The following is a 16,354-nucleotide window of genomic DNA, read 5'->3' on the forward strand; positions in this document are numbered from 1 at the left end:
GCCCCGCGGATCAGCCGCCGGAGCCGGCGGCCGGCGTCTCGTCGGGCTCGCGGCCCGGCGTGGGCAGGTTGAACTTCTTGATGGCGAAGGTGAACAGCGCGTAGTAGACCGCCCCGAAGCCGAGGCCGATCGGGATCAGCAGCAGCGGCCGGGTGGCGATGTCGAAGTTGAATATGTAGTCGAACAACCCGGCCGAGAACGAGAAGCCGTCGTGGATCCCGAGCGCGTTGCACAGCGCCAGCGAGACCCCGGTGAGCAGGGCGTGGATGCCGAAGAGCACCGGCGCGACGAACAGGAAGGCGAACTCGATCGGCTCGGTCACCCCGGTCAGGAACGAGCACAGCGCCGCCGAGAGCATGATGCCGCCGACCAGCTTGCGCTTCTCCGGGTGGGCGCAGCGCACCATCGCGAAGGCGGCGGCGGGCAGCGCGAACATCATGATCGGGAAGAAGCCGGTCATGTAGGTGCCCGCGCTCGGGTCGCCGTGGATGAAGCAGCCGAAGTCGCCGTAGTACACGGTGCCGTTGAGCTGGCAGGTCGGGCCCACCGGGGAGTACCAGACCACGTTGTTGACCACGTGGTGCAGGCCGAACGGCAGCAGGGCCCGGTTGATCACGCCGAACAGCCCCGCGCCCATGGTGCCGTGCGCGCTCAGCCACTTGCCCGCGTCGAAGATCCAGGCCGCGGGGAACTTCCACAGCAGGCCGAACAGGACGCCGACGAAGATCGAGGCGAACGCCGTCACGATCGGCACGAACCGGCGGCCGCCGAAGAACGCCAGATAGGCCGGCAGCTTGATCCGGTAGTAGCGCTGGAACAACAGCGCCGTCATGATGCCGATCGTGATGCCGCCGAAGGCATAGGTGGGATTGTTCACGATGGTGTCGTCGACGACGCCGCCCTTGTACCAGCGCGCGGCGAACGAGGCGTTGATCGGCATCGCGAACATCGTGGTGCTGACCTCGTTGAACACCAGGTAGCCCACCGCCGCGGCCAGGGCCGTGGTGCCGTCAGCGCGCCGGGCGAAGCCCACTGCCACGCCGATGGCGAACAGCAGCGGGATGAAGTTGAAGATCCCGTTGCCCGCGGCCGAGAACACCTGCTGCACGTAGATCAGCCAGTGCCAGCCGGTGACCGTGGCCAGGTAGAGCCCGTGCGTGCCCACCGCCGCGGCGCCGGTGGGACGTTCGCCGAGGATGTCCGGGGACCCGAGCCGGATCAGCAGTCCCGCCGCGGGCATGACGGCGATCGGGAGCATCAGCGAACGGCCGACGCGCTGCATCACCGCGAGGACGCGGTTCGCGGTGGGCGCGGCCGGCGGTAGTCCATCGGCGGTGCTCGCCGGCGCCGTCGCCGTCATCGATGAGCCTCCAGCGGGTTGGGTGCGGCACGGGGATTCGTGATCGGCTGTGCGGGCCTTTCCAACGGCACCCAGAGCTGGTACCGATCGGCTCGGTAGGCGGAGCTCGCGTATTCGACGAGCAGGTCGTCACTGTAGCTGCGCCGGGTCATCTGCAACACCACGCCGATCAGCGGGATCTCCAGCAGCGCGGCGTCCTCCGTGTCGGGGTTGCTGGCCTCGATCACCTGCTCACCCCAGGTGAGAGTGAGGCCGTAGTGCTCGGCGAGCGTGTGGTAAAGGGATTTGGGCGAGCCGAGGGCGAGCAGGCCGGGCACCCGCTTCTCCGGCAGGTGGGTGCGCTCGACCGCCATCGGGATCGAGTCCGCGTAACGCAGCCGCACCAGGCGCACCACGCCGTCGCCGGGCTGGATCTCGAGCTGCCGGGCCAGCGAGGGCGAGGCCTCGATCCGCTCGAACGCGAGCGTGCGCGAGGCCGGCACCATGCCGCGCCGGGTCATGTCCTCGGTGTAGGAGGCCAGCCGCACCTGCAGGTCCATCTTCGGCTTGGCCACGAAGGTGCCGCGGCCGCGCACCCGGTAGAGGCGTCCGTCGGCCACCAGCTGGTTGACGGCCTGACGCACCGTCATCCGGGACAGGCTGTAGCGTTCCCCCAGCTCCCGTTCCGACGCGATGGGCGTGTCCGGCTCGAGCTCGGTGGCGATCAGCTCCAGCAGGATCTCCCGCAGCTGCTGGTGCTTGGGCACCGGGCTACGCGGATTGATCTCCATCGATCCTCACTCGCCTGTCTCTCATCCCGCGCGCGACGTCTCGCTCCGGGAGAAGGGGCTGGCGTGTCCGGGAGTTCCCTGATTTGATGTGAAGTCGGTCACGCCATACTGTTATAGACCGGACTAGACCACTATCGGTTTACTGTTGTCAAGACAATACGGTCCGGTCGGTACCCAATCGCAACCACGGCCCGTGACCGCACGGGCGCGCCGCGCCCGACGACGAGGTCGGCCGGCTGAGGACGGGAGCAGTGTATGGACAAGGCGGAGGCGATCCTCGCCGGACTCGGCGGAGCCGACAACGTGGTCGAGATCGAACCCTGCATCACCCGGCTGCGCACGGTGGTGCGCGACGGCGGCAAGGTGGACGACAGGGCGCTCAAGGCGGCCGGCGCCCACGGCGTGATGAAGTCCGGCACCGTGGTCCAGGTGGTGGTGGGCCCGGAGGCGGACACGCTGTGCATGGACATCGAGGATCTGCTCTGAACACACAACCCGAGCGGGCCGCCGCGCCCCCGGTACGTCCGGCTCTGCGCGTGCACGCGCCGATGGCCGGCCGGGCGATCGGCCTGGACCGGGTGCCGGACGCGGTCTTCGCCCAGGCCATGGTCGGCCCGGGGGCGGCGATCGATCCGGTGCGCGAGCCCGGCGAGGTGCTCAGCCCCATCTCCGGGATCCTGGTCAAGCTCAAACCGCACGCCTTCGTGGTGACCGCCACCGACGGCCGCGGCGTCCTGGTACACCTGGGTATCGACACGGTGAACCTGGACGGCGGCGGATTCGTGCTGCTGGCCGAGGAGGGCGGGCCGGTGGACGCCGGCGCGCCGGTGGTGCGGTGGAACCCGGCCGCGATCGAGGCCTGCGGGCTCAGCCCGGTGTGCCCGGTGATCGCGCTGGACGCCGACCCGGCCTCGGCCGCCGCCATCGCGGCCTCCGTCGCGCTCGGGCCCGTGTCGGCGGACGACCGTCTGTTCACCTGGGCCTGATACTGGTGGGCGACGTCGAGTAGCGCTCAGTCGTAAGGAGTGACCATGTCCAAGCGCATCGTGACGGTGGCCTCACGGGTGGGGCTGCACGCCCGGCCCGCCGCCGTGTTCGTCAAGGCGGCCAGCGCGGCCGCCCTGCCGGTGACCATCGCCAAGGAGGGCCGGGAACCGGTCAGCGCGCGTTCCATCCTGGCCGTGCTCGGCCTGGACGTGCGCGGTGGCGAGCAGGTCGAGCTGGAGGCCGAGGGCGACGCCGCCGAGGACGTCCTCGACGAGCTGGCCCAGCTTCTGACGGAGGATCTGGAGGGGTGAGCGGCGCGGTGGGCGCAGAGCGGACCGAGGAGCCGGCCGCGGGCCGTACGGCGCCGTCCACGGGCGCCGCGGGCCGGGTCGAGGGCGTGACGGCGCGCAGGCTGGCCGGGATCGGCATCGGCGCCGGTGCCGTGGTCGGCCCGGTGGCGCTGATGGCCGAGCCCGAGGCCCCGCCGCCCGCGGGCCTGGTCCCGGCCGGCGACCCGGCGCAGGAGTACGCCCGGGCCGAGGCCGCCCTGGCCGAGGTGGCCGCGGATCTGCTCCGCCGGGCCGAAGTGGCCGGCGGGGAGGCCGCGGACGTGCTCGAGGCGCAGGCGATGATGGCCGAGGATCCGAGCCTGGCCGAGGCGGTGCGCGCGTTCACCGCCGCCGGCGCGGCCGCGGAGCGGGCCGTGTACGAGGCCTTCGACGGTTTCCGCACCGCCCTGGCCGGCGCCGGGGACTACCTCGCCGCCCGGGTGGCCGACCTGGACGACCTCAGCGCCCGCGCGGTCGCCGCGGCCGGCGGCCGGCCGATGCCCGGGGTGCCGGTGCGCGACGAGCCGTTCGTGCTGGTCGCCCGGGACCTGGCCCCGGCCGACACCGCCGTGCTCGACCTGTCTCTGGTGCTGGCGCTGGTGACCGAGCAAGGCGGCCCGACCAGCCACACCGCGATCCTGGCCCGCTCCCGGGGCATCCCGGCCGTGGTCGGCGTGGACGGCGCGCTGGGCCTGTTCGACGGCGAGCACGTGGTGGTCGACGCGGCCACGGGCGAGGTGATCCCGTCCCCGGCCGGGGAGTTGGTGGCGGCCGTCCGGCAGCGCGAGCGGGACCGGCGCGAGGCCGCGGCCGACCCGGAGGCGGCGAACGTGCCGGTCCTGGGCCCGGACGGCCGTGAAGTGCGGCTGCTGGCGAACGTCGGCGGCGGCGGGGACGTGCCGGCCGCCGTCGCGGCCGGGGCACAGGGCGTGGGCCTGTTCCGGACCGAGCTGCTGTACCTGGGCACGCTGCGTCCGCCGACGTACGACGAGCAGGTCGAGGCGTACCGCGCGGTGCTCGGCGGATTCCCCGGCCGGACCGTGGCGGCCCGGACCCTGGACGTCGGCGCGGACAAGCAGCTGCCGTTCCTGCCCCTCGGCGAGGAGCCCAACCCGGCGCTCGGCGTGCGCGGGCTGCGCGCGTTCCGCGGGCCGTATGAACATCTGTTGGACACTCAGTTGGCCGCGCTCGCCGCGGCCGCGGCCGATTGCGCGGCCGACCTGTGGGTGATGGCGCCGATGATCACCACGGTCGAGGAGGCCGCCTGGTTCGCGGCCAAGGCCCACGCGGCCGGGATCGCCAAGGCCGGCGTGATGATCGAGGTGCCGGCCGCGGCGCTGACGGCCCGTGAGGTGCTCGCCGAGGTGGATTTCGCCTCGATCGGTACGAACGACCTGACGCAGTACACGATGGCGGCCGACCGGATGCTCGGCTCCCTCGGCGCGTTCCAGGACGCCGGCCACCCGGCCGTGCTGCGCCTGGTGGCGATGGTCGCCGAGGCCGGCGCCGCGCTCGGCAAGCCGGTCGGCGTCTGCGGCGAGGCGGCCGCCGACCCGCGCGTGGCCGCCGAGCTGGTGCGGCTCGGGGTGACCTCGCTCTCGATGGCCCCCGCCGCGATCCCGGAACTGCGCGCCGCCCTGGCGAGATGACGGAACGCGCGCGATGACAGAACGCTGAAGTCCCGCCCTGCCGAGCAGGACGGGACTTCAGCGATGCGACGTTGCGCCACCACGCGCCGGGGGTCCAGGGGCGGAGCCCCCTGGCGTGGGGGTGTGGGGGCCGGGCCCCCACTGCGAACAGCGCAGTGGACCCGAACCCCCGCAACCGCAGCCTGGCGCTGGGACTAACTAGAAGTCCATGTCCCCGCCGGGCATGCCGCCGCCGGCCGGAGCCGCGTTCTTCTCCGGCTTGTCGGCGATGACGGCCTCGGTGGTCAGGAACAGCGCGGCGATGGACGCGGCGTTCTGCAGCGCCGAGCGGGTGACCTTCGCCGGGTCGGGGATGCCCGCCGCCAGCATGTCCACGTACTCGCCGGTCGCGGCGTTCAGGCCGAAGCCGGGCTCCAGGTTGCGCACCTTCTCGACCACGACGCCGCCCTCGAGGCCGGCGTTGACGGCGATCTGCTTGAGCGGGGCCTCGACGGCCAGCTTCACGATCGCGGCACCGGTGGCCTCGTCGCCCTCGAGCTCGAGCTTCTCGAAGGCCTTGGTCGCGGCCTGCAGCAGGGCCACGCCGCCGCCGGCGACGATGCCCTCCTCGACCGCGGCCTTGGCGTTGCGCACCGCGTCCTCGATGCGGTGCTTGCGCTCCTTGAGCTCGACCTCGGTGGCCGCGCCCGCCTTGATGACGGCGACGCCGCCGGCCAGCTTGGCCAGGCGCTCCTGCAGCTTCTCGCGGTCGTAGTCCGAGTCCGACTTCTCGATCTCGGCGCGGATCTGGGCCTTGCGGCCCTCGATCGCGTCCGCGTCGCCGGCGCCGTCCACGATGGTGGTCTCGTCCTTGGTGACGACCACCTTGCGGGCGCGGCCGAGCAGGTCGAGGCCGACGGAGTCGAGCTTGAGGCCGACCTCCTCGGTGATGACCTGGCCGCCGGCCAGGATGGCGATGTCGCCGAGCATGGCCTTGCGACGGTCGCCGAAGCCCGGGGCCTTGACGGCGACGGACTTGAAGGTGCCGCGGATCTTGTTGACCACCAGGGTGGCCAGGGCCTCGCCCTCGACGTCCTCGGCGATGATCAGCAGCGGCTTGCCCGACTGCATGACCTTCTCCAGGATCGGCAGCAGGTCCTTGACGTTGCCGATCTTGGAGTTGGCGATCAGGATGTACGGGTCCTCGAGGACCGCCTCCTGCCGCTCCATGTCGGTGGCGAAGTAGAAGTTGATGTAGCCCTTGTCGAAGCGCATGCCCTCGGTGAGCTCGAGCTCGAGGCCGAAGGTGTTGGACTCCTCGACGGTGATGACGCCTTCCTTGCCGGCCTTGTCCATCGCCTCGGCGATGAGCTCGCCGATCGCGGTGTCGGCGGCGGAGATCGAGGCGGTGTTCGCGATCTGCTCGCGCGTCTCGACGTCCTTGGCCATCGAGAGCAGCTCGGCGGCGACCTTCTCCACGGCGAACTCGATGCCGCGCTTGAGGGCCATCGGGTTGGCGCCGGCGGCCACGTTGCGCAGGCCCTCCCGGACCATCGCCTGGGCCAGCACGGTCGCGGTGGTGGTGCCGTCGCCCGCGACGTCGTCGGTCTTCTTGGCGACTTCCTTGACCAGCTCGGCGCCGATCTTCTCGTACGGGTCCTCGAGCTCGATCTCCTTGGCGATGGAGACACCGTCGTTGGTGATGGTGGGGGCGCCCCACTTCTTCTCCAGCACGACGTTGCGCCCGCGCGGGCCGAGGGTCACCTTCACGGCGTCCGCAAGCGTGTTCATGCCTCGCTCGAGGCCGCGACGGGCCTCTTCGTCGAAGGCGATGATCTTAGCCATATCGGTACAGTCCTCCCACAGGTGTGGACGAGCAGGCCGTGTGGACGCCCGCGACGGCCGGGGTCGGCACCCCTCACCACATTCGGCTCTTCGGTAGCACTCTCCAGGCGGGAGTGCCAGCTCCCATGATTAGCACTCTCCCCCCGAGAGTGCAAGCCGCAGGGCAAAGAGAACGGAGGCGGGTTCCCACCGGAACCCGCCCCCGTCAAGGTGCGTGAGTGTCTCGCGCCGACTACTGGATCGCTCGAACCATGTCGGCCTGCGGGCCCTTCTGGCCCTGCGAGATCTCGAACTCGACCCGCTGCCCCTCTTCGAGGCTGCGGTAACCGTCCATCTGGATCGCGCTGTAGTGGACGAAGACGTCCGCGCCACCGTCGACCGCGATGAAGCCGTAGCCCTTCTCCGCGTTGAACCACTTGACGGTGCCCTGAGCCATGCTTACTCCCTGTTGCCGCCCTGCTCACCCTGCTCGGTCCCGCACACCGCGAGACCGGGGTCGTACGTCCCCCGCCCCATGTACACAACAGGGTCGGTGATGACTGCTTCTTCGTTCCGCTCGGCCGAGCCTCGCCGAACTGTGCGACCGGCGCTGAGATTATCCTTAACCACCAGGCAAGCAACAGGTCATTGCGCAAATCCGCCCGTGGTACGGACCTCCGCCAAACCGGGATGAACAACATCTCAATCGGACATAATCTCGTCCGCTTGGTGAAACTGTAATCGGACGGTTACTGATCATCTCACCGGTTGGACGGCCGAACACTCTACGCCGACCGTCCGCCGGATCGCGCACCGGCCCCCCTGCTTCACGGCGCGCACCGCCCCGGCCTCGGGCTCAGCAGCCGCCGGCGACGGCCGGGATGATGGAGAGCTTCGCGCCCTCGCCGGTCGCGGTGGCCAGACCGTCGGCGAAGCGCACGTCGTCGTCGTCCACGTACACGTTGACGAACCGGCGCAGCTTGCCGGCGTCGTCGAGCAGCCGGGCGCGCAGGCCTGGGTGGTTCACCTCGAGGTCCTCGATGACCTCGGCCAGCGTGGCGCCCTGCGCGGTGACCTCGGCGGAGCCGGCGGTGTAGGTGCGCAGGATGGTGGGGATGCGGACGGTCACGGCCATGGACGGGCCTCTCTTCTCCTCGAGCGGAGCCGGACGGGATGTCGGCGGATGCTACAGCCGCGCGGCGTCGGACGGCGCGCGGAACGGCGGCGCGGTCGGGGACCGCGCCGCCGGGGGGATCAGGAGCGCGCGGAGCGGAACGCGGCCAGGCTCGGCGCGATGGTCGCGGTCACGCCGGCGCCGGCCACCGCGTCCAGAGTCTTGAGGCCGTCGCCGGAGTTGATCACGACGGTCTGCGCCGACGGGTCCAGCGTGCCAGCCTCGAGCAGCTTGCGCAGCACGCCGACGGTGACGCCGCCCGCGGGCTCGGCGAACACGCCCTCGGTGCGGGCCAGCAGCCGGATCGCGTCCACCACCTGCTCGTCCGAGACCGACTCCACCGCGCCGCCGGTGCGCCGGGCGATGTCCAGCACGTACGGGCCGTCCGCCGGGTTCCCGATGGCCAGCGACTTGGCGATGGTGTCCGGCCGCACCGGCTGGACCACCTCGTGCCCGTCCCGGTAGGCCGCGGCCACCGGCGAGCAGCCGTCCGCCTGCGCGCCGAAGATCTTGTAGGGGCGCTCCTCCACCAGGCCGAGCGCGATCAGCTCCTTGAAGCCCTTGTCGATCTTCGTCAGCTGCGATCCGGAGGCCACCGGGATCACGATCTGCTCCGGCAGCTGCCAGCCGAGCTGCTCGGCGATCTCGTAGGCCAGGGTCTTGGAGCCCTCAGCGTAGTAAGGACGCAGATTCACGTTGACGAAGCCCCAGCCCTCGCCGACCTCGTCCCCGATCAGCTCCGAGCAGAACCGGTTGACCTCGTCGTAGGTGCCGTCGATGGCGATCAGCTCGCCCTCGTAGACCCCGGCCATCACGATCTTGCCCGCCTCCAGGCCGGCCGGGACGAACACGCACGAGTCCAGTCCGGCCCGGGCCGCCGCGGCGCCCACCGCGCCGGCCAGGTTGCCGGTGGAGGAGCAGGACAGGGTGGTGAAGCCGAAGGTGCGGGCCGCCTCCAGGGCGATCGCCACGACCCGGTCCTTGAAGGAGTGGGTCGGGTTGCCGGAGTCGTCCTTGATGTGCAGGGAGCGCAGGCCCAGCTCGCGGGCCAGGTTCTCGGCGCGCACCAGCCGGGTCCAGCCCGGGTTCAGGTTGGGCTTGGACGCCACGTCGGCGGGCACCGGCAGCAGCGGGGCGTAGCGCCAGATGGAGGCCGGGCCCGACTCGATCAGCTCCCGGGTGACCGGGGCGCGGCCGGCGGCGTGGAAGTCGTAGGCGACCTCGAGCGGGCCGAAACACTCCACACAGACATACTGCGGACCGAGCGGGACGCGGGCGCCGCACTCCCGGCAGGACAGGGCTACGGCGGGACCGAACGCGGCAGAGGTGGCGGGGGCGTCGAGCTGGATCGTGGACATGCGGGCGAGGCCTTTCCCTCATCTTCCCCGCCGACTGTCGACGGGCCGGATTTGGCACCTGCTCCCAGGCCGGGCCTCGCGAATGCGGGGGGTCCTGGGCGGTTGCCGGAGCTTCGTCGGGCCGTACCCTCTGCTCCTCTGGATGAGCTGTACTTATGTAGTTGTGGTGAGGCTGACTCTCACTGTACCCGACCGGTGGTCGGGAGTTTGCCCCTGTCCGCATGGGGAGATAGTCAGTAATCATGTCGGTCTCGGCACAATCACCCAGTGTCTCCACCTCCGCCGCCCGCGCCGGAGTCCTGCTGGCCTCGAACCGCGGGCCGGTCTCCTTCGCGCGCGGCGAGGACGGCCACCTGGCCGCGAAACGCGGCGGCGGCGGCCTGGTCTCCGGCCTCTCGTCCATCTCCGCCGGTCCCGGCGAGATCGTCTGGGTCTGCTCGGCCCTCTCGGACGGCGACCGCGAGGCCGCCGGCCGCTCCCCCGGGGGACGATTGGACCGTTCGGGTCTGTTCGACCAGGGCGGCGCGGCGGTGCGGATGCTCGCACCCGACCCCGAGGTCTTCCACGACGCCTATAACGGAGTGGCCAACTCCACGCTCTGGTTCATCCAGCATCTGCTCTACGCCACCCCGACCAATCCGGCCTTCGGCCCGGAGTTCCGCCGGCAGTGGGCTTCGTTCGAGGCCTACAACCGGGACTTCGCCGAGGCGCTGGCCGGGGAGGCGGCGGAGGGAGCCAGGGTCCTGATCCAGGACTACCACCTGTGCCTGGCCCCCAAGCTGCTCCGGGACCTGCGGCCGGACCTGCGGATCGGCCACTTCTCGCACACCCCGTGGGCTCCGCCGGACTACTTCCGGCTGCTGCCGGACAAGGTGGCCGCCGAGGTGCTCGAGGGCATGCTCGGCGCGGACCGGGTCTGCTTCCTGACCCGGCGCTGGGCCGAGGCGTTCGCAGACTGCTGCGAACACGTGCTCGGCCGCCGCCCCGGGTCGGGCACCCTGCGCGTACACGGCCTCGGCGTCGACGCGGCCGCCCTGCGCAAGCGCGCCGCCGCGGCCGACGTGGCCGCCCGGGAGAAGGAGCTGCGCGCCGCGGTCGGCCCCGACCGGCAGGTGATCGTGCGGGTGGACCGCACCGAGCTGTCGAAGAACATCGTGCGCGGACTCGAGGCGTACGCGCTGCTGCTGCGGGAGCACCCGGAGTGGCGCGGCCGCGTCACGCACGTGGCCTTCGCCTACCCGAGCCGCACCGACCTGGCCGAGTACCGCGACTACACCGCGGCGGTGCAGCGGCTGGCCAAGGAGATCGAGGAGGAGTTCAGCACGCCCGACCTGCCGGACTGGCGGCCGCTGATCGTGCACGTGGAGGACGACTTCGCCCGCTCGCTCGCGGCGTACCGGATGGCGGATGTGGCCGTGGTCAACCCGATCCGGGACGGGATGAACCTGGTGGCCAAGGAGATCCCGATCGTGGCCGCGGCGGCCGGCGGCGCCTGCACGCTGGTGCTCTCGCACGAGGCCGGCGCGTGCGCGGAGCTCGGCGAGGCCGCGCTGACGATCAACCCGTACGACGTCTCGGCCACCGCCGCCGCTCTGCACACGGCCCTGTCGCAGGACTCTGCCCGTCGCGCGGCCGACTGCGCCCGGCTGGCCGAGCTCGGCGGCGCCCTCCCGCCGCAGAAGTGGTTCGCCGACCAGCTCGAGGAGCTCTAGGGGCTGCGCGGCCTGATGTCCGCCGCGCAGCCGAGCAGGCTTTCACAGCTGCTTGATGCGGGCCCTGAGCAGGCAGAACTCGTTGCCCTCCGGGTCGGCGAGCACGTGCCAGTGCTCCTCGCCGGTCTGCCCGATCTCGGCCGGACGCGCCCCGAGCGCGAGCAGCCGCTCGAGCTCGGCGGCCTGGTCCCGGTCGGTGGGGTTCACGTCGATGTGCAGCCGGGACTTGCCCGGCTCCGGCTCGTCCCGCTTGCTCAGGAAGAGCGTCGGCTGCGCGCCGCCGAAGCCCTCCGGCGACCCGATCTCGATGCTGCCGTCCTCCTCCCGGCCGAGCACGACGAAGTCCAGGACCTCGCACCAGAACCGCGCCAGCACCTCCGGATCCCGGCAACCGAGTACGACCTCGCCGATGCGGCACGCCATCACAGACCTTCTTTCGGGGGACGATCAGTTCACTTCGATCGACCATAGCCTCGGGGCCACGACCGCGGCGTGATCCCGGCCGACCGGGTCATTCGGGCGAAATCCACAAGAACACCACTTTTCGATGGCAATCGTTCACTCCGCACCGGATCGGCGCCTTCGTGCGGAGCGCGGTTCCGATCCGGAGGTTGGTTAGACTCGCGTCACCCCGTCAGCCCACGTCAGCAGGAGAGTTCCCTTCCGCGATGAGCGAACTAGTCTTCTTCACCGGGACCATGGACTGCGGCAAGTCCACCCTCGCCCTGCAGATGGACCACAACCGGTCCGCGCGCGGACGGCGCGGGGTGGTGTTCACCCGGGACGACCGGGCCGGGGAAGGTGTGCTCTCCAGCCGGCTCGGCCTGTCGACCGCGGCGGTGGAGGTACGGCCGGGGATCGACCTCTACGGGTACGTCAACGGGATCCTGGCGGCCGACCCGGAGATCGACTACGTGATCTGCGACGAAGCGCAGTTCCTCGAACCGGCGCAGGTCGAGCAGCTCGCGCTGGTGGTGGACGAGCTGCACCTGGACGTGTTCGCGTTCGGCATCACGACCGACTTCCGCACCCGGCTCTTCCCGGGCTCGCAGCGGCTGATCGAGCTCGCCGACCGGATCGAGATACTGCAGGTCGAGACGCTGTGCTGGTGCGGGGCGCGGGCCACGCACAACGCGCGCACGGTCGACGGCTCGATGGTGGTCGAGGGCGAGCAGAAGGTCGTGGGGGACGTGGGGCGGCAGGCGGCCGTGAGCTACGAGGTGCTCTGCCGGCTGCACCACCGGCAGAAGCAGGCGCAGAACTCCACCGCGGCCGCGGGCCGGCGGATCGGCGGGTTCGCGGGCTGACGGGTGGCCGAGCGCCCGCTACCCCCGGGCCTCGCGGCGGGCGTCGCGGATCCGGCGCAGCCTGGTCACCACCGCGGGCCGGTAGGCCAGTGCGTCCGGGTCGTCCAGCAGGGCATTGAGTATCTGGTAGTAGCTCGTCGCGGAGATCCCGAACCTCGCGCGGATCGCCTCCTCCTTCGCGCCGGCGTGTTTCCATTGCCTCAGCTCGAAATCCAGCACGGCGCGTTCGCGGGCGCCCGGTCGCGCGACGGCCGGATCCGCGGCGGGCTCCTCGCTGTCCATATCGGAACCCTAGTCCCGCGAGCGGCCCCGCCGGGGCCGCGACGGGCCCGGCGCGCGAGGCGTGCGCGCCGCCTGCGATCCGGGCCTCCGAGACAGGACGAGTCGAGATCCGCTATGGTCTATACCACTAAGCCGTCCCGAAGAAGGTAACCATGCCCTCGCTTCTGTTGCGCAACGCTCGACTGGTCCTGCCCGGTGCGATAGTCGAGGGCGGCTGGGTTTGCGTGCAGGACGGGCAGATCACCGCCGTAAGCGCTATCCCGGGCGAGCCGGAGCCCGCGGTCGGCCCGGAGACCGAGGTGCGCGACCTCGGCGGCCACTACCTGGTTCCCGGCTTCGTGGACATGCACGTGCACGGCGGCGGCGGGGCGGCCTTCTCGGCCGGGCAGGCGGATCAGGCGCTGGTGGCGGCCCGCTTCCACCTCGGGCACGGCACCACCACGATCGTCGCCTCCACCGTCACCTCCGAGCTCTCAGTCCTCGAACACCACATCGGCGAGCTCTCCGGCCTGGTCCAGGACGGGGTGCTGGCCGGTCTGCACCTCGAGGGCCCGTTCATCTCGAAGGACCGCTGCGGCGCGCACGACCCGGACCTGCTGCGGGCCCCGGCCCGGGAGGACCTGGAGCGGCTGCTGCGGGCGGGCCGCGGGAGTGTGCGCATGGTCACACTCGCGCCCGAGCTCGACAACGGCATGGACGCGGTCCGGCTGCTGACCGAGGCCGGGGTGATCGCGGCGGTCGGGCACACCGACGCGACCTACGACCAGACCCGGCAGGCGATCGAGCTCGGCGCGCCGGTCGGCACACACGTGTTCAACGCCATGCGGCCGGTGCACCACCGCGAGCCCGGCCCGGTCACCGCCCTGCTGGAGCAGGAGCAGGTGATCGGCGAGGTCGTCAACGACGGCATACACGTGCACCCCTCGGTGGTCAGCCTGATGTTCTCGGCGGCCGGGGCGCACCGGGTGGCGCTGATCACCGACGCGATGGCGGCCGCGGGCATGCCCGACGGCGAGTACCCGCTCGGCCCGCTCACGGTGCGGGTGCGCGACGGGGAGGCGAGGCTGGCCGAAGGGGACTCGCTCGCCGGGTCCACCCTCACCATGGACGCCGCGCTGCGCAACACCGTGCACCTGGCCGGCGTCCCGCTCGCGGACGCGGTCATCTCCGCATCGCTGACGCCGGCGCGGGCTCTGGGCCTCGCGGACCGGATCGGCAGCATCGAGGTGGGCAAGCAGGCCGACCTCGTGGTCCTGGACCAGGACCTGCGCGTGCAGGCGGTACTCCGAAACGGTGAAGGGGTTGACACCGCCTCACCCGTCTAGGCGATACGGCACGTTCTCTTTCCAGTGAATCTCCACGACCGGCCGCACCCTCGATATCTACCAAAAGGGTGACAACCGGGACAAAGCCACCCGATTGACGGTTTTAAGGTGGGATCCACCTTGAAAGAATCACTGGTGAACGTGCCAACCGTTTTCATTCTCAACGCCGCGCTCGGCGTGGCTTCTCGTGAACGGACGGCACGCCCTACGACCCACCGAGGTTCGTGCGTCTGTGTAGAGGAGCAAAATCATGATCCTGTCGGTTTCGGGGGTCCTCCTGCTGGGGGTCATCGTCTTCATCCTGTTCCGCAAGGACGGGCTGAAGGTGTCGCACCTGATCGTGTGCATGATGTTCGGGTTCTACCTGGCTTCGACCTCGCTCGCCTCGTCGATCCGCAACAGCACGGACTCGATCGCCGGCTTCATCAGCGGCCTGCACTTCTAGCTGGAGCGAGGCCGAAGATCCGTGTCGCCCGCCGCCCGCACGCACTCGCTGTGGTCCAGACTCGGCCGCAGCCTGCGCGAGCTCGCCCCCGTCGCCCGGTTCCATGAGACCGTGCTGCACCACCGGTTCCTGGTCTGGACAAGGGAGTTCACCAGGGACTTGTGGGGCCGGCTCAAGGAGATCTGCTACCCGGTCGTCATGGTGCTGCGCGGCACCCGCCGCGCCGCCGGCCGGCTGCGCAAGTGGTACGCCGGCGGCAACAAGGAGCGGCGGCGCATCGAGGTCCTGGTGGCCCTCGCGCTGATCGCGGGCCTGGCCGTCGCGCCGTTCGGGCCGGTCGTCCTCGCCCTCGGCTACCTCGCCGGGGCCGGCTGGCTCGGCCGGGACACCTCGCACAAGAGCGCCGATCCGGAGTCGGCCGACCACATCGCCCGGCTCCAGGCGGTCTACAACGGCCTGGTGCCCTACCTGCACGACGAGCACGACCCGGACCAGCACTTCCGTCCGGGCGGCGGCTACCGAGACGCCTTCACCGAATGGAGCTTCGACGAGTCCGACCGGCTCACCAGCTTCAAGATTGACTACTCCGAGTACGTCCGGGACGGCGAGGCCGAGTACCGGGCGAAGGTGGAGCGGGCGATCGAGGGCAAGGTCGGGCGGACCAACGAGTTCCTCTACGACTGGGACGAGGAGGGCAACCACCTCTACGTCCGGGTCCTGCCGCCGCTGTCCGCCGGACTGTGCGCCCAGCAGTGGCCGGTCGCCGAGATCGAATACGTGCTCGGCATCACCGACCCCGACTCGGCCGGCCGGCTGATCCCGGTCGTGCTGCCGGACGATCCGGCCCTGCCCGCCCCGGCCCCCGTCTCGGCCCGGGGTCGGGTGCTGCCCGAAGGCTGGCACACCGCACTGGTGGCGCCGGTGATCTGGCGGATCGGCTCGCCCTGCCCCAACCCGCATCTGCTGCTGGTCGGCGAGCCGGGCACCGGCAAGACCAACGTGCTGCGGGCCCTGATCGGCCAGGCGCTGGCACGCCGGCAGCAGATCGCCGTCATCGACATCGAACAGACCGAGGGCTACGAGGACCTGCGCGACCGTCCGGGCGTGCGCGGAGTCGTCGAGGACCCGGCGCAGGCGCTGGAGCTGCTGGACTGGGTCGGCCTGGAGTGCGAGCGCCGGGCCGAGCGCAAGCGGTCCGCCGCGGCGGCGGCGGTGGCCGCGGTGGAGAAAGCCGACACCACCGACATCCCGGTGATCCGCGCCCCGGGCGACGGCGCGCCGGGCGACCAGGACGTGATCGAGCACGCCCAGGCGCTGTGGCTGTGCATCGACGGACTGCCGGAGCTGCTGGACGCGGCCGCCCGGCTGGGCCGCACCGACGTGGAGGACCTGCTCGCCACGCTGGCCCGCAAGGCCCGGTACGCCGACGTGCTGCTGCTGGTCACAGCCCGGACCGACCGCGTGGTGGGCCTGCGTGCGGCGCTGCGCTCGCAGCTGACCGTGCGGGCGGCCATAGGGTCGGTGGACTCGGCCGTCTCGACCGCGCTGTTCGGCGGGACGCTGGAGCTCGGCGGCTCCAAGCAGCTGCCGCCGGGGCGCGGCTACGTGCGGGTCGGCGGCACCGGCCCGGTCATCCGGCTCCAGTCGCCCTACGTGGCGCCGGGCTCGATCGCGCACGCCAAACCGGTGGAGGTGGTGGCGACGGTGGGTACCGAGCCGGCCGAGGCGCCGACCCCGGAGCCGGCCGCGGACTGAGCGCCCCGAGGCGGGCCGGGCAGGGTCGAAGGGGGCCGAGCCGAGGTCCTTTCGGACACCGGCTGTGCACGAGCGGCAATTCTTCGTAAAGTCGCGCC

The 16,354-nt window shown here is 71.2% G+C and carries 17 protein-coding genes and 1 riboswitch; of the genes, 9 read left to right on the forward strand and 8 right to left on the reverse strand.

The features are described 5' to 3' along the window. Nucleotides 1–10: 10 nt before the first annotated feature. Both ACTRO_RS23575 and ACTRO_RS23580 read right to left on the reverse strand, forming a co-directional pair. Nucleotides 11–1,360 (reverse strand): PTS transporter subunit EIIC, encoded by a 1,350-nt coding sequence (locus tag ACTRO_RS23575; protein WP_051451275.1) that lies wholly within the window; start codon nt 1,358–1,360, stop codon nt 11–13. Continuing rightward, complete coding sequence (locus ACTRO_RS23580) at nt 1,357–2,130, reverse strand: GntR family transcriptional regulator (RefSeq protein ID WP_034266400.1); 774 nt, start codon at nt 2,128–2,130, stop codon at nt 1,357–1,359. The genes ACTRO_RS23575 and ACTRO_RS23580 overlap by 4 nt, the downstream gene beginning before the upstream one ends. A 255-nt stretch (nt 2,131–2,385) precedes the next feature. Here ACTRO_RS23580 and ACTRO_RS23585 point away from each other — a divergent pair, with 255 nt between their 5' ends. Genes ACTRO_RS23585 through ptsP form a run of 4 tightly spaced genes read left to right on the forward strand, consistent with a single transcriptional unit; the run spans nt 2,386 to nt 5,095 of the window. After that, entirely contained in the window at nt 2,386–2,616 is a 231-nt protein-coding gene (locus ACTRO_RS23585) for a PTS sugar transporter subunit IIB (RefSeq protein ID WP_034266403.1), read from the forward strand. Between the two features lie 50 nt (nt 2,617–2,666). Further along, nucleotides 2,667–3,116 (forward strand): PTS glucose transporter subunit IIA, encoded by a 450-nt coding sequence (locus tag ACTRO_RS23590; RefSeq protein WP_245594470.1) that lies wholly within the window; start codon nt 2,667–2,669, stop codon nt 3,114–3,116. Between the two features lie 45 nt (nt 3,117–3,161). Next, complete coding sequence (locus ACTRO_RS23595; RefSeq protein ID WP_034276371.1) at nt 3,162–3,428, forward strand: HPr family phosphocarrier protein; 267 nt, start codon at nt 3,162–3,164, stop codon at nt 3,426–3,428. Beyond that, nucleotides 3,425–5,095, forward strand: a complete 1,671-nt coding sequence (gene ptsP / locus ACTRO_RS23600) for a phosphoenolpyruvate--protein phosphotransferase (protein WP_051451276.1) — start codon at nt 3,425–3,427, stop codon at nt 5,093–5,095. The genes ACTRO_RS23595 and ptsP overlap by 4 nt, the downstream gene beginning before the upstream one ends. Before the next feature lie 198 nt (nt 5,096–5,293). Here ptsP and groL read toward each other — a convergent pair whose 3' ends face one another. The 4 genes from groL to thrC form a co-directional block, all read right to left on the reverse strand. Further along, nucleotides 5,294–6,919 carry a chaperonin GroEL gene (gene groL, locus ACTRO_RS23605; protein WP_034266406.1) on the reverse strand — a complete coding sequence of 542 codons (1,626 nt, stop codon included), beginning with the start codon at nt 6,917–6,919 and terminating at the stop codon, nt 5,294–5,296. A gap of 232 nt (nt 6,920–7,151) precedes the next feature. Then, on the reverse strand, nt 7,152–7,355 hold the full coding sequence (locus ACTRO_RS23610) for a cold-shock protein (RefSeq protein ID WP_034266409.1): 204 nt from the start codon (nt 7,353–7,355) through the stop codon (nt 7,152–7,154). A gap of 399 nt (nt 7,356–7,754) precedes the next feature. Further along, nucleotides 7,755–8,033 (reverse strand): ubiquitin-like small modifier protein 1, encoded by a 279-nt coding sequence (locus tag ACTRO_RS23615; protein WP_034266412.1) that lies wholly within the window; start codon nt 8,031–8,033, stop codon nt 7,755–7,757. A gap of 119 nt (nt 8,034–8,152) precedes the next feature. Continuing rightward, nucleotides 8,153–9,430, reverse strand: coding sequence for a threonine synthase (gene thrC / locus ACTRO_RS23620; RefSeq protein ID WP_034266415.1), 1,278 nt, complete (start codon nt 9,428–9,430; stop codon nt 8,153–8,155). Nucleotides 9,431–9,445: 15 nt separating this feature from the next. Next, a riboswitch (SAM riboswitch) is annotated at nt 9,446–9,579 on the reverse strand. A 93-nt stretch (nt 9,580–9,672) separates the two neighbouring features. Here thrC and ACTRO_RS23625 point away from each other — a divergent pair. Further along, nucleotides 9,673–11,142, forward strand: coding sequence for an alpha,alpha-trehalose-phosphate synthase (UDP-forming) (locus ACTRO_RS23625; protein WP_034266417.1), 1,470 nt, complete (start codon nt 9,673–9,675; stop codon nt 11,140–11,142). Between the two features lie 42 nt (nt 11,143–11,184). On the opposite strand, the gene ACTRO_RS23630 is transcribed toward ACTRO_RS23625, so the two are convergent. Then, nucleotides 11,185–11,565 (reverse strand): VOC family protein, encoded by a 381-nt coding sequence (locus ACTRO_RS23630; protein WP_034266419.1) that lies wholly within the window; start codon nt 11,563–11,565, stop codon nt 11,185–11,187. A 245-nt stretch (nt 11,566–11,810) separates the two neighbouring features. Here ACTRO_RS23630 and ACTRO_RS23635 point away from each other — a divergent pair, with 245 nt between their 5' ends. Then, the gene (locus ACTRO_RS23635) at nt 11,811–12,449 is read left to right on the forward strand and encodes a thymidine kinase (protein WP_034266422.1); all 639 of its coding nucleotides are present in this window, start codon (nt 11,811–11,813) and stop codon (nt 12,447–12,449) included. Between the two features lie 18 nt (nt 12,450–12,467). Here ACTRO_RS23635 and ACTRO_RS23640 read toward each other — a convergent pair whose 3' ends face one another. Continuing rightward, entirely contained in the window at nt 12,468–12,731 is a 264-nt protein-coding gene (locus ACTRO_RS23640) for a DUF3263 domain-containing protein (protein WP_034266425.1), read from the reverse strand. Between the two features lie 152 nt (nt 12,732–12,883). Here ACTRO_RS23640 and nagA point away from each other — a divergent pair, with 152 nt between their 5' ends. From nagA to ACTRO_RS23655, 3 genes are all read left to right on the forward strand, one after another. After that, complete coding sequence (gene nagA / locus ACTRO_RS23645; RefSeq protein WP_034266428.1) at nt 12,884–14,056, forward strand: N-acetylglucosamine-6-phosphate deacetylase; 1,173 nt, start codon at nt 12,884–12,886, stop codon at nt 14,054–14,056. Between the two features lie 250 nt (nt 14,057–14,306). Further along, nucleotides 14,307–14,501, forward strand: coding sequence for a hypothetical protein (locus tag ACTRO_RS23650; RefSeq protein ID WP_034266431.1), 195 nt, complete (start codon nt 14,307–14,309; stop codon nt 14,499–14,501). A gap of 21 nt (nt 14,502–14,522) precedes the next feature. Then, nucleotides 14,523–16,256: an ATP-binding protein gene (locus tag ACTRO_RS23655; RefSeq protein WP_034266434.1), complete on the forward strand. Its 1,734-nt coding sequence runs from the start codon at nt 14,523–14,525 to the stop codon at nt 16,254–16,256. Nucleotides 16,257–16,354: the final 98 nt, after the last annotated feature.

The sequence above is a fragment of the Actinospica robiniae DSM 44927 genome (assembly GCF_000504285.1).
In the GTDB taxonomy this organism is placed as follows: Bacteria; Actinomycetota; Actinomycetes; order Streptomycetales; family Catenulisporaceae; genus Actinospica; species Actinospica robiniae.

Excerpts from the sequence above, each read along its gene's own strand:
- thrC (WP_034266415.1), bottom strand. The coding sequence starts at position 9,430 with ATGTCCACGATCCAGCTCGACGCCCCCGCCACCTCTGCCGCGTTCGGT.
- ACTRO_RS23580 (WP_034266400.1), bottom strand. The coding sequence starts at position 2,130 with ATGGAGATCAATCCGCGTAGCCCGGTGCCCAAGCACCAGCAGCTGCGG.
- nagA (WP_034266428.1), top strand. The coding sequence starts at position 12,884 with ATGCCCTCGCTTCTGTTGCGCAACGCTCGACTGGTCCTGCCCGGTGCG.
- groL (WP_034266406.1), bottom strand. The coding sequence starts at position 6,919 with ATGGCTAAGATCATCGCCTTCGACGAAGAGGCCCGTCGCGGCCTCGAG.
- ACTRO_RS23640 (WP_034266425.1), bottom strand. The coding sequence starts at position 12,731 with ATGGACAGCGAGGAGCCCGCCGCGGATCCGGCCGTCGCGCGACCGGGC.
- ACTRO_RS23635 (WP_034266422.1), top strand. The coding sequence starts at position 11,811 with ATGAGCGAACTAGTCTTCTTCACCGGGACCATGGACTGCGGCAAGTCC.
- ACTRO_RS23630 (WP_034266419.1), bottom strand. The coding sequence starts at position 11,565 with ATGGCGTGCCGCATCGGCGAGGTCGTACTCGGTTGCCGGGATCCGGAG.
- ACTRO_RS23650 (WP_034266431.1), top strand. The coding sequence starts at position 14,307 with ATGATCCTGTCGGTTTCGGGGGTCCTCCTGCTGGGGGTCATCGTCTTC.
- ACTRO_RS23585 (WP_034266403.1), top strand. The coding sequence starts at position 2,386 with ATGGACAAGGCGGAGGCGATCCTCGCCGGACTCGGCGGAGCCGACAAC.
- ACTRO_RS23575 (WP_051451275.1), bottom strand. The coding sequence starts at position 1,360 with ATGACGGCGACGGCGCCGGCGAGCACCGCCGATGGACTACCGCCGGCC.
- ACTRO_RS23595 (WP_034276371.1), top strand. The coding sequence starts at position 3,162 with ATGTCCAAGCGCATCGTGACGGTGGCCTCACGGGTGGGGCTGCACGCC.
- ACTRO_RS23615 (WP_034266412.1), bottom strand. The coding sequence starts at position 8,033 with ATGGCCGTGACCGTCCGCATCCCCACCATCCTGCGCACCTACACCGCC.
- ACTRO_RS23625 (WP_034266417.1), top strand. The coding sequence starts at position 9,673 with ATGTCGGTCTCGGCACAATCACCCAGTGTCTCCACCTCCGCCGCCCGC.
- ACTRO_RS23610 (WP_034266409.1), bottom strand. The coding sequence starts at position 7,355 with ATGGCTCAGGGCACCGTCAAGTGGTTCAACGCGGAGAAGGGCTACGGC.